The 14,500-nt window shown below is 63.0% G+C and carries 12 protein-coding genes and 1 pseudogene; 5 read left to right on the plus strand and 8 right to left on the minus strand.

Annotated elements, in window-relative coordinates; all coding sequences use genetic code 11:
- From RWT78_RS21800 to RWT78_RS21820, 5 genes are all read right to left on the minus strand, one after another.
- Positions 1 to 1,386: cytochrome P450 (locus RWT78_RS21800; protein WP_314678193.1), on the minus strand; the 1,386-nt coding region annotated here is incomplete at its 3' end.
- The gene (locus RWT78_RS21805; RefSeq protein ID WP_003944110.1) at positions 1,383 to 2,189 is read right to left on the minus strand and encodes an SDR family oxidoreductase; all 807 of its coding nucleotides are present in this window, start codon (positions 2,187 to 2,189) and stop codon (positions 1,383 to 1,385) included. The genes RWT78_RS21800 and RWT78_RS21805, both read right to left, overlap by 4 nt.
- Complete coding sequence (locus RWT78_RS21810; RefSeq protein WP_314678196.1) at positions 2,189 to 3,394, minus strand: cytochrome P450; 1,206 nt, start codon at positions 3,392 to 3,394, stop codon at positions 2,189 to 2,191. Before RWT78_RS21810 ends, RWT78_RS21805 begins: the two co-directional genes overlap by 1 nt.
- Positions 3,391 to 3,957, minus strand: coding sequence for a TetR/AcrR family transcriptional regulator (locus RWT78_RS21815; RefSeq protein WP_024487471.1), 567 nt, complete (start codon positions 3,955 to 3,957; stop codon positions 3,391 to 3,393). Before RWT78_RS21815 ends, RWT78_RS21810 begins: the two co-directional genes overlap by 4 nt.
- 136 nt (positions 3,958 to 4,093) lie before the next feature.
- Positions 4,094 to 4,951, minus strand: a complete 858-nt coding sequence (locus RWT78_RS21820) for a mycofactocin-coupled SDR family oxidoreductase (protein ID WP_007728643.1) — start codon at positions 4,949 to 4,951, stop codon at positions 4,094 to 4,096.
- A 217-nt stretch (positions 4,952 to 5,168) separates the two neighbouring features.
- Here RWT78_RS21820 and RWT78_RS21825 point away from each other — a divergent pair, with 217 nt between their 5' ends.
- The 5 genes from RWT78_RS21825 to RWT78_RS21845 all read left to right on the plus strand — a co-directional run bounded on the left by RWT78_RS21825 (position 5,169) and on the right by RWT78_RS21845 (position 10,376).
- Entirely contained in the window at positions 5,169 to 6,635 is a 1,467-nt protein-coding gene (locus RWT78_RS21825) for an aldehyde dehydrogenase (RefSeq protein WP_193595246.1), read from the plus strand.
- 47 nt (positions 6,636 to 6,682) lie between these two features.
- Positions 6,683 to 7,432 (plus strand): SDR family oxidoreductase, encoded by a 750-nt coding sequence (locus RWT78_RS21830; RefSeq protein WP_007728639.1) that lies wholly within the window; start codon positions 6,683 to 6,685, stop codon positions 7,430 to 7,432.
- Positions 7,429 to 8,364 (plus strand): NAD(P)-dependent oxidoreductase, encoded by a 936-nt coding sequence (locus RWT78_RS21835; protein WP_054826475.1) that lies wholly within the window; start codon positions 7,429 to 7,431, stop codon positions 8,362 to 8,364. The genes RWT78_RS21830 and RWT78_RS21835 overlap by 4 nt, the downstream gene beginning before the upstream one ends.
- The gene (locus tag RWT78_RS21840) at positions 8,361 to 8,822 is read left to right on the plus strand and encodes a carboxymuconolactone decarboxylase family protein (RefSeq protein ID WP_003944075.1); all 462 of its coding nucleotides are present in this window, start codon (positions 8,361 to 8,363) and stop codon (positions 8,820 to 8,822) included. The genes RWT78_RS21835 and RWT78_RS21840 overlap by 4 nt, the downstream gene beginning before the upstream one ends.
- 87 nt (positions 8,823 to 8,909) lie before the next feature.
- Complete coding sequence (locus RWT78_RS21845) at positions 8,910 to 10,376, plus strand: FAD-dependent oxidoreductase (RefSeq protein ID WP_007728632.1); 1,467 nt, start codon at positions 8,910 to 8,912, stop codon at positions 10,374 to 10,376.
- Between the two features lie 10 nt (positions 10,377 to 10,386).
- Here RWT78_RS21845 and RWT78_RS21850 read toward each other — a convergent pair whose 3' ends face one another.
- The 3 genes and pseudogenes from RWT78_RS21850 to RWT78_RS21860 form a co-directional block, all read right to left on the minus strand.
- Entirely contained in the window at positions 10,387 to 11,208 is an 822-nt protein-coding gene (locus tag RWT78_RS21850) for a GNAT family N-acetyltransferase (protein WP_003944042.1), read from the minus strand.
- A gap of 102 nt (positions 11,209 to 11,310) precedes the next feature.
- Positions 11,311 to 12,319: pseudogene (locus tag RWT78_RS21855) on the minus strand (alpha/beta hydrolase).
- Positions 12,320 to 12,405: 86 nt separating this feature from the next.
- Positions 12,406 to 14,500, minus strand: a 2,095-nt coding sequence (locus tag RWT78_RS21860) for an alpha/beta fold hydrolase (RefSeq protein ID WP_314678217.1), incomplete at its 5' end; no start/stop codon positions are given.

The following is a 14,500-nucleotide window of genomic DNA, read 5'->3' on the forward strand; positions in this document are numbered from 1 at the left end:
ACGCCCGGGACGTGTTCGGCGCCGGTACCTCACCGCGCACGGCTGCTGCAACTGGACGACCATCTTGCTGTGGTCGTTTCGGTAGGACTGCGACGGCTGCGCCATCTCGAACTCGAAGTCCCGCAGCAGGATCGAGAAGATCGCTTTGAGCTGCATCTGGGCGAACGCAGCGCCGACGCAGCGATGTCGGCCGGCTCCGAACGGAATCCACGTCCAGCGGTTGACGATGTCCTCTTGATTCGGGTCGATGTACCTCCCGGGATCGAAGGTGTCCGGCCGGGGAAAGTCCTCGGCGATTCGATTGGAGATCGCGGGTGTCGCGGCGACAAGATGGCCCTCTCGGATCTCGAAGCCGCCCACTTCGAAATCTCCACGTGCCACCCGCAACAGGATGATCAACGGCGGATGCAGTCGAAGGGTTTCCTTGACCACAGCCTCGAGAACCGGAATCTGGCGCAGGGCATGAAAACTGATGTCGGCGCCGTCGGAGTACAGATTGTCGAGTTCGTCGACGACGTCCGTCATGGTGTCGGGATGCCGCAACATCTCGATCAGCGACCACGCTGCCGTGCCGGAAGTCGTATGGTGGCCGGCGAACATCATCGAGATGAAGATTCCGGTGATCTCGTCGGCACTGAACCGGAGGTCGCCGTTCTCGTCCTTGACCGAGACCAACACGTCCAACATGTCGCGGTCATCCTTGCCCTGCGGAGGATTCGCGATGCGCCCGTTCATGATGTCCTGTACCAGAGCGACCAACGCCAACCGGGCCTCGTCGCGGCGGCGGAAACTCTCGATCGGCGCGTACGGATCCACGAAAGCCAATGCATCCGTTCCCTGTTCGAGCTCGTGATACAGCTTGGCGAAGCTATCATCCAGTTCGTCGCGGAACTTCTTGCCGATCAGGCACGCCGACGAGGTATAGATGGTCAGCTCGGCGAAGAAGTCGAGCAGATCGATCTCGCCTTCGTCTCCCCACTGCGCGACCATCGCCTCGACTTCGCGGCCGATCGTGGCGGCGTGCCCGCGCATCTGTTCGCCGCGCAGAGCCGAGTTGTGCAGCATCTCTTTACGCCGCTCCGGGCTGGCGTCGAAGACGACGCCTTCACCGAATATCGGCTTCATGAAGGGGTAAGCCGCTTGTTGGTCGAGATCCTCGTCGGTGGAGCGGAAGAAGAACTCGTTTGCCTCGGCTCCGGACAGCAAGATCACTGTGCGGTCGGCAAGTTGAAAGGCGCCGACGTCACCACATTCCTCACGCACCCGGCGCATGAGCGCTATCGGGTCGGTTCGCAGTTCCTCGAGATGCCCGTGCGGGAGATCCCCGCCGGACACCCGCGGCGGCTCTGGCAGTGTTCGCGACGTCTCTTGCACTCCGTGCGTCATGTCGTCTCCTGTGAGTTCGCAGTGGGAAGTTTGTCCAGTGGCGCCTCGGGCTGAACTTCGACGAGCACGATGTGTGCTCCTCGCGGCGCCGACACAACGGCGACGATGGCATTGGCGATGTCCGAGGCGCGCAGAAAGTAACCATGGCGGGCGAACCCCCACTTGCTCCACGATTCCCCGACCGGTCCGATGATCTCCGGCGTCGTGTCCATCCCCATGCCGGTCAGTGTCGGCCCGGGTCGCACGATCGACGCGCGAATGCCTGTTCCCTCGAGCTCCATTCGCATCTGACGCCCCATTGCCTCGAGCCCGGCCTTCGCTGCGTCGTACGCACCCATGAGTGGACGCTGGCGCTCGGCACAATCCGAGCCGATCAGTACGAAGTCACCGCGCTGTCGTTGCCTCATACCGGGGAGAACACGATGCGCCAATCGCTGCGCACCGACGAGGTGAACTTGGATCTGCCGTAGAAACGCCTCAGGATTCATCTCGTCCGCAGCCCCGAATTCGAGGTCTCCGGCACCGGAGACGACGATTTCCGCGGGGCCGTGGACTGCCTCTGCGGCCGAGACGAACCCGTCGACCGAATCACCGTCCGTGACGTCGAGGAAGTGGGCGAACGCTTCACCACCGTTGCTGCGGATCTTCTCGGCGATGGCTTCGCATTCGGCGACTCGACGCGCACCGAGTGCAACCGGATGCCCGAGTTCGGCCAGGGCATACGCGGTGGCTGTGCCGATTCCCGACGACGCACCACTGATCAGTGCCGGCCGGCGAACAGGATTGGGTTCGAAACGAGGCATCAGCGCACCTGCACTTTCACCGGCAGGGCCGCAAAGCCCCGGACATTTGTCGAATGAACACGCTCGATTCCGGACTCGACGACTTCGTAGTCGCTGACCCGACGCCCGAACTCCGCCAGGGCGATCTTGGCTTCGAGCTTGGCAAGGTGGGCACCGAGGCAGAAGTGCACGCCACCACCGAAACTCGCGAGTTTGCCCGACGAACTCCGGCCGATCTGGAAGCTGTCGGCATCGTCGAAGACGTCGGCGTCTCGGTTGGCCGATCCGATCAGGAGCAGGACCTTCTCCCCCGCCGGAATCGTGCGCCCGTGGTATTCGAGGTCGACAACCGAAGTCCGAGCCACGATCTGACTCGACGTGTCGTAGCGAAGAGTCTCTTCCACCCATTCCGAGGCTCGTTCGGGATCGTCGAGGACCGGTGCGATCTGCTCGCGGTGGTGCGAACCCCAGTACAGAGCGTTTCCGAGAAGCTTGGTCGTGGTCTCGTTTCCGGCCACGACCATCAGAAACATGAATCCGAGGATCTCCTGGTCCGAAAGCTTGTCTCCGTCGATCTCGGCGTCGAGCAAGGCCGAGGTCAGATCGTCCGTCCGCGATCGGCGACGCTGCGCGATCATCTCCTTGTAGTAGCCCATCAAACTGATCGAAGCCTCCACCGCAGGTTGCGGCACGTCGAGAACACCCGCCTCTCGATGCACCACCAGATCCGCCTTGCGCCGCAGTTCGGCTCGGTCGGGTTCGGGGACACCCATGAGTTCGGAGATGACGTCCATCGGCAGCTTTCCCGCCACCTCCGTAATCCAGTCGAACTCCCCCGCGCCCAGCGCGGGTATCAGATGTTGCTTCGTCAGTTCGAGTATCCGGGCGTCGAGCTCCGCAACACGCCGCGGTGTGAATCCGCGAGAAACCAACTGGCGCAACCGCATATGGCGGGGATCATCCATAGCGAGAAACGACATCACGTAATGCGCGTGTGGACCGTATGCAGCGGGGTCGAGTGATACTCCGTTTGCGCTCGACAGACGCTTGTTGTCCTTGAATCCGTCGACCACGTCCGCATATCGCGACAATGCCCAAAAGCCCACGTCCGGATTGTGATACAGGGGTGATTCTTCGCGCAGACGCTTGTACGTCGGATACGGATCGTCGTGAAAGTGGTAGTCGTACGGATTGAAGACCACCGGATCGATCAAAGCTTCTGTCATGATTTCTCCAGGATCAGTAGAGCTGAGGCCTCGAGGCGTCCAGCGATTTGCGCGTAGGTTCCGTAGCCGATCCCTGCCCGCAGAAGCGCCCCGGCATAAAGCATTTCGAGCGCTTCCAACACTTCGGGTTCGCCATTCGGATCCAACGCCGAGGCGAGTCGTTGATGGATCTCGAGCCCGATCCGGCCGCGAAGATGTTCCACTTCAGGGTCGGATCCGAGCAGTGCATTGGTCACGGCGGCCGATACCTCCGGTTCGTCCGCGAGAAGCAGCGCGATATTTCGAAGTACAGACAGCACGTGCGCGGTGCGATCCAACCCTGAGCCATCAGGCGCCGACGAGTTCTGAAGTCTTCGCCAGAAAACCTCTGCGACGAGATGCTCCTTGGACGCGAAATACGTGTAGGCGGTCGCAGTTCCTACGCCCGCTTCGGCCGCAACCGAACGGACAGTCAGTCCGGAAAACTCTTGTTTGCGTAGAACTTTCACTGTTGCTTCGGCAAGCCTGGCCACAGTTTCCGCCTGTTTGCCCGTGAGGCGCCTGCGAGTGGATTCGTAGACAATCGATCCCCCGCCACTTGAATCGCCCCGTTTGCTGGACACGTGTCTGGACGTTACTACAGCGTCCTGTCCAGGGCAACGAAATGGGGAAACTTGGAAAATTCACCACGAACAGGCAGCAGCGACGCGAAAAGTTCTACTACAGACCGATCTTCATCCCGGCACCAGCGTCCACGCGCAGTTGCTGGCCGGTGACGAATCGCGACTCGTCCGAGGACAGGTACACGACTGCATGCGAGATGTCCGCGGGTTCGACCCACGGGGTCGGCATCGCCTGCATGAACGGGAACGTCACAGCCGCATCCTCGGCGGTCGGATTCTCGAGGTCGGGACGGAACGTCCGGTACATCGGCATGCTCTGCAACATGTCGGTGTTCACATTGGTCGGATGAATCGCGTTGACGCGAATGGAACTCGGCCCGAGGGTCAGCGCCAACGAACTGGTGTAGGCCTGAATCAGCTTCTTGGCCAGGCCGTATCCGTCGCCACCCGGACCCTGGAGCGCCTGTTGCCCGTTGAATCCGGTCTGCGGCACCAGACCGGCAACAGAGCCGATCGCGATGATCGAACCCCCTTCGCCGAGGTATTCCATCGACGCGTGCACTGTATTGACAACACCGAGAAAGTTCACATCGAAGGCGTCGACGAAACCGGCGGTCGACACGTGTTTGCCCAGCGGACAGATACCGGCGTTCGCCACGACGACATGCAATCCGCCCAACTGCCCTACCGCCTCGGCAAGTGCTGTTTCGAGTCCGGCGCGATCACGGACGTCGACACGCGCCGTCACCACCTGCTGCCCGGCCTCTTTCACCAGGCGAGCGGTTTCCTCCAGATCGGCTGGACTGGCGAGCGGGTATTCGTTGCTGGCGATGTCTGCGCACAGATCGAAGGCGATGATGTGCGCGCCCTCCTGCGCGAGACGGACGGCGTGACTGCGCCCCTGACCTCGAGCAGCGCCGGTCACCAACACCACTTTTCCGTCAACTCTGTTCATTTCGACCTCTCTCCTGTGGATGTGAAGACGTGGTTGTGAATGTGCGGTGAACCGTAGCGGCGCCGCACCGGACACGAGGCGCTTTTCGTCGAAGCAGATCCGAGACCCTCTCGAGACCGCTGGGCTCTCGAAATCTCTTATGCCCCAAAAAGCATTGCCTCAACCACAAGTGTGAACTAGAGTCCAGACACATGTCCAGAAAGAGAGGGTTTGCGCTATGACGCTTCGACCCGCAGACAGTTCTGCACTTCTCGTCGACGGAAAGCTGGTTCCCGGATCCGGCGGAACCTTCGAAGTTTTCAACCCGGCGACCGAGGAACTGATCGGCCGTGCGGCCGAAGGCACCGCCGCGGACATGGACGCGGCCATCGCCGCTGCGCGCCGTGCGTTCGACGACACCGAATGGGCACGCGATCACGGGTTTCGCGCTCACTGCCTGCGCCAACTGTGCGATGCACTCCAGTCCCACATCGAGGAGTTGCGTGAGATCACCGTCGCCGAGGTCGGCGCACCGGTCATGCTGACGAGCGGTCCGCAGCTCGAAGGCCCGATCGAAGATCTTCGCTACTGGGCCGATCTGATCGAAACCTATTCGTGGGAACAAGATCTCGGGCACGCGTCTCCCATGGGGATTCCGACCCATCGCCGACTTCTCAAGGAAGCCGTCGGCGTCGTCGGCGCAATCACACCGTGGAACTTTCCGCACCAGATCAATTTCGCCAAGCTCGGTCCCGCCCTCGCAGCCGGCAACACCATCGTTCTCAAACCCGCGCCGGACACGCCCTGGTGCGCCGCGCTGGTCGCCAAGGTGATTGCAGAAGAGACCGAGATCCCGGCCGGCGTAGTCAACGTCGTGACGTCGACGGATCACTCCCTAGGCGCGCAGCTGTGCAGCGATCCGCGCGTCGATCTCGTGTCCTTCACCGGTTCCACCGCCACCGGACGCACAGTGATGGCCACGGCCGCGCAAACTCTCAAGAAGGTCTTCCTCGAACTCGGGGGTAAGTCCGCATTCATCGTCCTCGACGATGCGGACATCAAAGGTGCATGCTCGGTTGCCGCGTTCTCCGTCTGCGTTCATGCCGGTCAGGGATGCGCGCTCAGTACCAGACTTCTGGTGCCGCGCGCTCGGTACGACGATGCTCTGGCCGCGGCATCTGCCGCGATGGCGGGTATCCGAGCCGGCGACCCCAGCGCGCGCGGAACGGTGTGTGGCCCGGTCATCTCGGCGCGCCAGCGCGCCAGGGTGGAGAGCTACCTCACCCTCGCGGTCGAAGAGGGCGGCACGATCGTGACGGGTGGGGGCCGTCCCGACGATCGCGAGAGGGGTTTCTTCGTCGAACCCACTCTCATTGCCGGGCTGGACAACTCGTCTCGCGTAGCGCAGGAGGAGATTTTCGGGCCCGTCCTCGTGATCCTTCCGTACGACAACGACGACGACGCTATCCGGATTGCCAACGATTCCCCCTACGGCCTGTCCGGGTCGGTGTGGGGCACCGATCCCGATCGCGTCGCGCACGTCGTTGCCGGTGTCAGAACCGGAACGCTGAGCGTCAACGGCGGCGTCTGGTATTCGGCCGACGCACCGTTCGGCGGCTACAAACAATCCGGGATCGGCCGCGAAATGGGCCTCGCGGGTTTCGAGGAATACCTCGAAACCAAGCTCGTCGCTTCACCTTCCTGACATTCCACACCCTCACCACAGGATCATCACCACGAAAGTAGGTCGACATGGGACGTTTCGACGGTCGCACCGCGATAGTCACCGGAGCAGCGCAGGGTATCGGAGAGGCGTATGCCCGCGCTCTGGCCGCGGAGGGGGCCAACGTGGTCGTGGCGGACCTCAATCGCGAACTCGGTGAAGCTGTCGCCAAGCAGATCACGGCAGACGGTGGAAGTGCCGTGTTCAAGGACGTCGACGTCGCCGACGGGGAGTCGACTGCGGCACTTGCCGACTTCACGATCGAGCAGTTCGGCAGCATCGAGCATCTGGTGAACAACGCTGCCATCTACGGCGGAATGAAGATCGATTCCCTGTTGACGGTGGACTGGGACTACTACCGAAAGTTCATGAGCGTCAACATGGACGGCGCACTGCACGTGTGCCGGGCGGTCGTACCTCATATGCGAGCGAAGGGCGGTTCGATCGTCAACCAGTCCTCCACAGCAGCCTGGCTGTACTCGAACTACTACGGACTCGCGAAAGCCGGTGTCAACAGCCTGACACAACAACTCGCGACCGAACTCGGCTGGTCGAACATCCGGATCAACGCCATCGCTCCCGGTCCCATCGACACGGAGGCGACTCGAACCGTCACCCCCGGCAACATCGTCAAGGACATGGTGAAGCGAATCCCGTTGCAGCGCATGGGAACGCCGGAGGATCTCGTCGGCATGTGCCTGTTCCTTCTCTCCGACGACGCAGGCTGGGTGACCGGGCAGATCTTCAACGTCGACGGAGGCCAGGTGTACCGGTCATGACGGAATCGGCGCCGAAAGCCAGCGCTTCGAAAACCAGACTGGGATACATCGGCCTAGGCAACATGGGCGCGCCGATGGCGCAGCGCCTCCTGGACTGGCCGGGCGGACTGGTGGTGTGTGATGCCCGCGCAGAAGCGCTCGAACCGTTCACCGCTGCGGGCGCGAGCGCAGCATCGACGCCCGCCGACGTTGCAGCGCAGGCGAGCATCATCTCCGTCACGGTGCTCGACGACGCGCAGGTACGCGAGGTTGTGTGCGGGCTGCACGGGATTCTGTCGACCGCACAGCCAGGCACTGTCGTCGCGATTCACTCCACTATCTCGGACACCACGGCGGTGGAACTCGCTGACATCTGTCAACAGCGTGGTGTTCTGCTGGTCGACGCGCCGATCAGTGGCGGTGCCGGCGGCGCAGCGCAGGGCAGGCTGGCAGTGATGATCGGCGGCTCCGACGAGGCGTTCGGAGCCGTCCGCGAGCCCTTCGGATCCTGGGCCGAGCTGGTGGTTCACGCCGGTGACGTCGGCGCGGGAACGCGAATGAAGCTCGCACGCAACCTTCTTCACTTCGTCTCGTTCACCGCCACGACCGAGGCCGCGCGACTCGCCGAAGCAGCAGGACTCGATCTCCGCACGCTCGGAAAGGTCGTCAGGCACACCGATGCGATCACCGGTGGCGCGGGCGCGATCATGCTCCGCGACACCACCGCACCGGTCTCGGAGGACGACCCGTGGTTCTCGATACTGCGGCATGTTCGCAATCTCGGGGAGAAGGACTTGGCCTTGGCCATCGACCTCGGTGATCGGCTGAATCTCGACCTGCCGCTCGCGCACCTTGCGCTCGCCGGACTCGGTGCCGGTCTGGGCGTCGGGAATGACAGCGAAGACAGGCCGGCCGAACCTTCGACGGCATCTACTACTCGGGAGCACGCATGACCGACACCACTCACATGACCGATGCCGGTGGAACCGACGAAAGCCGCATCTCCGAGGCCCGTGCTCGTGGCGTCGCGAAGATGAACGAGGTGTACGGCTGGGAGCTTCCCGCCGACGTTCCCGGCGACTTCTTCGCGGTCACCGCCGACCACCTCTTTGCCGACATCTGGACGCGACCGGGACTGTCGGTACGTGATCGACGACTACTCCTGATCGGTGCCATCACCGCCCAGGGGCAGAACGATGTGGCGAAGATCCAGATCAACGCTGCTCTCCACAACGAGGAGTTGACCGAGCAGCAGTTCGAAGAGGCCGCAATCTTCCTGTGCCACTACGTCGGCTGGCCGCTGGCCACCGGGCTCAACAATGCGCTGATCGCCGTGAAGGCCGACAGACGTAAAGCCGCGCGCGCCAAGGAGAAGGCCGCGGCCGATTCCGCGAAAACGGACACCGACTGACTTTCGGTCGAGATACTGCCATCAGGGCATCGATCACACCCACCGATTCCCCCACCAACCAACCAGAAGAACGAAGGATCCGAATCCATGGCCGAGGCCAGCTCAATCCGTCCGCAGTCCTCCGCAAACATCGAGCAGTGGCACTTCGAGGCTGACGTCGTCGTCGCCGGCTACGGCATTGCCGGAGTGAGTGCTTCGATCGAGGCCGCGCGAGCGGGCGCCGACGTGTTGGTGCTCGAGCGCACGAGCGGCTGGGGCGGCGCTGCGGCGCTGGCAGGCGGATTCATCTATCTGGGCGGCGGGACCCCGTTGCAGCAGGCACTCGGGTTCGAGGACTCCCCCGCCAACATGAAATCGTTCATGATGGCCGCACTCGGTCCCGGCGCCGACGAGGAGAAGATCACCGACTACTGCGAAGGCAGCGTCGAGCACTACAACTGGCTCGTCGACAACGGTGTGCCGTTCAAGAAGAGTTTCTACGGCCAACCCGGCTGGGAAACACCCTTCGACGACGGACTCATGTATTCCGGCGGCGAGAACTCGGCACCGTTCAACACGATCGCGACACCGGCCCCTCGCGGGCACGTTCCACAGATGAGCGGCAAGCGCACCGGGGAGAAGGGCGGTGGTTTCATGTTGATGAAGCCACTGATCGAGACAGCCGAAAGCCTCGGCGTACGAGCAGAATACGACATGCGAGTCCAGCGCCTGGTCGTCGACGGAGATCGAGTGGTCGGCATCATCGCCAAGCAGTACGGCAAGGAAGTGGCAGTTCGAGCACGCACGGGTGTCGTACTGGCGACGGGAAGCTTCGCCTACAACGAAGCGATGATCCAGTCGTACGCCCCACGGCTGATCGGGCGCCCCGGTGCGGCTATCGAAGAGCACGACGGAAAGTCCATCCAGATGGCGCAGGCTCTCGGGGCCGACCTCGCGCACATGGACGCCACCGAGGTCGCATTCTTCGGCGACCCCCAGTTGATGATCCGCGGCATTCTCGTCAACGGACGCGGCCAGCGCTACGTCAACGAGGACACGTACCCGGGACGAATCGGCCAGGAGACGCTGCTGCGCAACGAGAATCAGGCCTACCTGATCATCGACGAAGCTTCCTACGAAGAGGGCTGCGCCGCCGACAGTTCCACACCGTTCTTCAGATTCCAGCCCAAGTGGGTGGCCGAGACCGTCGAGGAACTCGAATCCGACATGGGTCTGCCGGAAGGCACCCTCCAGTCGACCGTAGAGGTCTACAACCGCCACGCCGCGCGTGGTGAGGACCCGGTACTGGGAAAGAAGAAGGAGTGGGTCAAGCCGATCGGCTCACCCGTCGCTGCGCTCGATCTTCGCAATTTCACCGCCGGTTTCACGCTCGGCGGTCTGCGCACGTCGATCAACTCGGAGGTCATGCACGTCTCCGGCGAACCGATCCCGGGTCTGTTTGCCGCTGGACGATGCACCGCCGGTGTCTGCGCTGGAGGGTATGCCTCCGGAACGTCCCTCGGAGACGGCAGCTTCTACGGGCGACGCGCGGGAATCAGCGCTGCCAAGGGCTGAGCGTCTCTTCTCAGATGTCAGCGTCCTCGCTGCGACGTTCGAGGAACAACGTGTCACGCCACCGCCCACCCAGTTGAGCGATACGCGACCGAGTGCCGACGACTCGGAATCCGACGGCCTGATGCAAGGCGACGCTTGCCCGGTTCTCCGGGAAAATCGACGACTGCACTGTCCAGATCTCACTGGCGTCGGCGGCTTGCACCTGTCGGCGAAGCAGCAGCTTGCCCACGCCGCGCCCGCGAGCGCCGCTACCGATGTAGATGGAGTTCTCGGCGACCCCGCGGTAGCAGTCTCGCGAGGACACCGGGCTGAGGCTCGCCCAGCCTTCGACGCGGCCGTCGATCTCGGCCACCCATCGATGATCGGGTAACCATTGCGCGTCGAGCTTCTCGGCGGATGGCACCGAGGTGGTGAACGTCGCGGTTCCGGTGTCGATTCCTTCGCGGTAGATCGAGCGGACGGCATCCCAGTCGCCGGATTCCATGCGGCGCACCACCACGTCATCGGGAAGAACTCCCAGTGTGTCTTCGACCGGACCACGAGCAGCCACGACGGCGGCCGCTGCCATCAGATCGGAGTATGCCGTTCCGGCAACACTGACAACCGAAGTGCCTTCACGCACCGAAGCCTCGACAAAACCGACCTCGATCAAGGCCTCGAGGTGGGCACTCAACGCCGACGGCTCGAGTGATGCGGCGTGTGCAATCGTGTCGACGTCGATCGGACCGCCGGCAGCAAGTCGGAGCACTCGCAGCCGCGTCGGATCACCCAGGCACGCAAACCTGCGCGCAAGTACGTCGGTGTCGAGGGGAGCGAGTGTTTCTGAACTCATGAGGCGACTATAACGCCGCTGACCTGCAGTTCGGTCGGCTAGGTTCGGCAAGAGTGTCCCGGAGTGAGAAACAACTCAGCCACCGACCCCAGGGTTCGCCGGCTAACGCGCACCGATCGACGCGGCAATCATCGACCACGAGTTGTGAAGATCGTCCTGCCAGTAACCCCAAGAGTGAGTGCCAGTTGCCCGGAAATCATAGGTGGCCGGGATGCCCAAGGAGTCGAGCCGCTCGGCCAAACGCTGGGTGCACTGGTTCGTCCCGGCCTCGATGACTCCACCCACGATCACCTGGTTCGCCAGAACGCCGAGGTCGCCGTTGACCATCGGTCCGCCCAGATTCTCGGCCCGATCCATTGCTGATGTAGAGGTCGACCCCCCGCAATCTCTCGGCGTTGACCACAGGATCGTTGGCTACCCAGCCCGGACCGCCGGGAGGACCCCACATGTTGTCCACGTTGCCGCCGCGGAATCCGACCACGAATCTCACGTAGTCCTGACCGGGTTGAGTACTCGTCTCGGCACACCCGCTGAAAGCACCGACGGCACGGTAAACGGATGGCGCCGCCTCGGCCAGGCTCAGAACCGAGGTACCTGCCATCGACAATCCGGCAACGGCATTCGTACCCGTAGTCCCGAGCGTGGCATCGACGATCGGTGGCAACTCCTGGGTGAGAAATGTGGTCCACTTGTTCAGTCCGAGAACAGGATCGGGCTTCTCCCAGTCGGTGTAGTAGCTGTAGGCACCGCCGATCGGGTTGACGACGTTGACGTTCTTGTCGCCGAAGAAGTCGACGACGTCTGTCCGTGTCTGCCACGTCGCCGTGTCCTCGCCTCCGCCGGCGCCATTGAGTAGATAGAGGGTCGGCCGGGGCGCACTCGTGTCTGCCGGCCGAATCACCTCGAGCGGAATCACCTTGTCCATCGCAGCCGAGTAGACGTACATAGTCAGCTGACGGGCGTTGATCTCCTCGACGTGATCGAGAGCTGAACCGCCTGAAGGGGATGTCGGGGCCGGGTCAGCCGAGGCCAACGCTGCTTCGCCGAACAGTCCCGTCCACGCGACGAGTGCGACGACAAGCATTGCCCGAGTACGTCCGATTCTTCTCATTGCCGCTCCTCGTGCTCGATTGCGGTGCCCGGCAACAGCTCGGTGGCGCTCGCTTCGCGGGCGTGCGGCTTGGTGGCTTGAAGTTGTCATGCCCGTTCGGAGTATCCGGAAAACATCGAGAGCACCCGGGCGAGCTCCGGTCCGATGACCGCCATGGCCGGAGGTTCGATCATCTCGTTGTGTTCGCAGCGCACGGGCACCTCCACGATCCGGCCCGTCACGAGTGGGCTCCATTCCTGCGGCGACCTGTCGCGCGGAATTGTGTCGTCTTCTCCGGATGCCAGGAAGATCAGCAGATCTCCTTCGTAGACCTGGGGAACGAACTGGTGCGTGATTCTCTGTGAAGTCTCGTACCCTCGGGCAATCCGTTCGAGGTCCCGACCGTCGACTCCCGTCTCGGGCCCGAGCCTCCGGGCCAACACGGCCGCCGCCTCGTCGAAGGTCAGATCTCGGTCGGTCTGGGGTTCGAGGCCGAGTCCTCGCAGTAGGTCTCGGACGTCGAGTTCGGCTGACGCAGGGGCATCGCCGTTGTCGGGGTAGCTGTCCATCATCGCCAGTGTGGCGACGTCGCGGCCGGACGATTGCAATTCGACGGCCATGGCGTGCGCGATGACTCCGCCGAGGGACCAACCGAGCAAGTCGTACGGCCCGTCCGGCGAAACGGCCTCCATCTCTTCGACGTAGCGATGGGCTAACTGTTCGATCGACTGATAGTCACCGTCGTCGCTGAGTGCGGGGAGCTGAAGTCCGTACACCGGTCGGTCCTCGGGCAGATACCGCACCAAGCCGGCGTACCCCCAGGACAGGCCGATACCGGGGTGCACACAGAACAGCGGTCGCCCAGTCCCTTTCGTCCGCAGTGGAACAACCACGGCGAGAAGCTCTTCCATACCGGCGTCGGCTGTCGGCATGTCGAGGCGTCGAGCGATTCCAGCGGGTGTCGGGTCGAGGAACATCCACTGAAGCGGGATTCTCCGTTGGAAACGAGAGTGCAGTGCGCTGACGATTCGGGTGGCCACCAGGGAGGACCCGCCCAGGTCGAAGAAGCTGTCGGTAGTGCTCACCCGGCTGACACCCAGAACCTCGACGAACGAGTCGACCACGGCACGCTCGGTGTCGGTGACCGGCTCGCGGAACTCGGCTGCAGCCGAACCGAATTCGGGTTCCGGTAAGGCCTTTCGGTCGAGCTTGCCCACCGGTGTCATCGGAATCCGCTCGAGAAGCACCACTGCCGACGGAACCATGTGCGAGGGTAGTCGGTCGGCTGCGTACGCCCGTATCTCGTCAGTGCCGGTGGCGTCGGCAGCTGACGCACGCACGTACGACACCAGGACCGTTTCACCCGACGGTCCCGTGTGGCCGACAGTCGCGGCGAAGTCCACCGACGGATGGCGTGAGAGAACTGCATCGATTTCCCCGAGTTCGATCCGAAAACCACGGACCTTGACCTGGAAGTCGCTGCGCCCGATGTATTCGAGCGTGTGATGCACTCCATCGCCGGAGCCAACGATTTTGGCACTGTCACCGCCGGATTCACGCCAACGCACGACATCTCCGGTGCGGTACATCCGGCGCCCCGGCGACCCGTACGAGCACGCGACAAATCGTTCCGACGTGAGCGACGCCCGATTATGGTACCCACGTGCCATACCTGGACCGATGATGTACAACTCCCCCGGCACGCCCACCGGGACGGGCTGCAAACGCTCGTCCAGCACCAGGAAGCCGAAGCCCACTGCCGGCGAGCCGATATTCACTCCCGCACCGGGTTTCATCGAATCGCTGACGCTCGCCTGCACGGTGGTTTCAGTCGGGCCGTAGCCGTTGTGCAGCCTCCGACCCGGCGCCCATTGCGCGACGACCTCCGGCGGGCAGGCCTCGCCCACCAGATCGAGAACACGGAGCGCCTCGAAACCGTTGTCACCCAACGCCGCCAGCGCGGTCGGTGTAATGGTGGCATGAGTGACCTGCTCGCGCCGGAAAACATCGGCCAATTCGGCGCCACCGTACACAGCAGGCGGAACGATCACGACTTGCGCCGAGGCGCTGAATGCCATCGTCAACTCGAAGATGGAAGCGTCGAAACTCGGCGATGCCAACTGAGAGACATGAGAGTCGTGAGTGACCTCGAACCTCTCACGAGTTTCGGCCGTGAAGCTCGCCAAACCTCGATGAGTAATG

Source organism: uncultured Rhodococcus sp., assembly GCF_963525155.1.
GTDB classification, from domain to species: Bacteria; Actinomycetota; Actinomycetes; order Mycobacteriales; family Mycobacteriaceae; genus Rhodococcus_F; species Rhodococcus_F qingshengii.

Excerpts from the sequence above, each read along its gene's own strand:
- RWT78_RS21805 (WP_003944110.1), bottom strand. The coding sequence starts at position 2,189 with ATGCCTCGTTTCGAACCCAATCCTGTTCGCCGGCCGGCACTGATCAGT.
- RWT78_RS21810 (WP_314678196.1), bottom strand. The coding sequence starts at position 3,394 with ATGACAGAAGCTTTGATCGATCCGGTGGTCTTCAATCCGTACGACTAC.
- RWT78_RS21820 (WP_007728643.1), bottom strand. The coding sequence starts at position 4,951 with ATGAACAGAGTTGACGGAAAAGTGGTGTTGGTGACCGGCGCTGCTCGA.
- RWT78_RS21825 (WP_193595246.1), top strand. The coding sequence starts at position 5,169 with ATGACGCTTCGACCCGCAGACAGTTCTGCACTTCTCGTCGACGGAAAG.
- RWT78_RS21830 (WP_007728639.1), top strand. The coding sequence starts at position 6,683 with ATGGGACGTTTCGACGGTCGCACCGCGATAGTCACCGGAGCAGCGCAG.
- RWT78_RS21835 (WP_054826475.1), top strand. The coding sequence starts at position 7,429 with ATGACGGAATCGGCGCCGAAAGCCAGCGCTTCGAAAACCAGACTGGGA.
- RWT78_RS21840 (WP_003944075.1), top strand. The coding sequence starts at position 8,361 with ATGACCGACACCACTCACATGACCGATGCCGGTGGAACCGACGAAAGC.
- RWT78_RS21845 (WP_007728632.1), top strand. The coding sequence starts at position 8,910 with ATGGCCGAGGCCAGCTCAATCCGTCCGCAGTCCTCCGCAAACATCGAG.
- RWT78_RS21850 (WP_003944042.1), bottom strand. The coding sequence starts at position 11,208 with ATGAGTTCAGAAACACTCGCTCCCCTCGACACCGACGTACTTGCGCGC.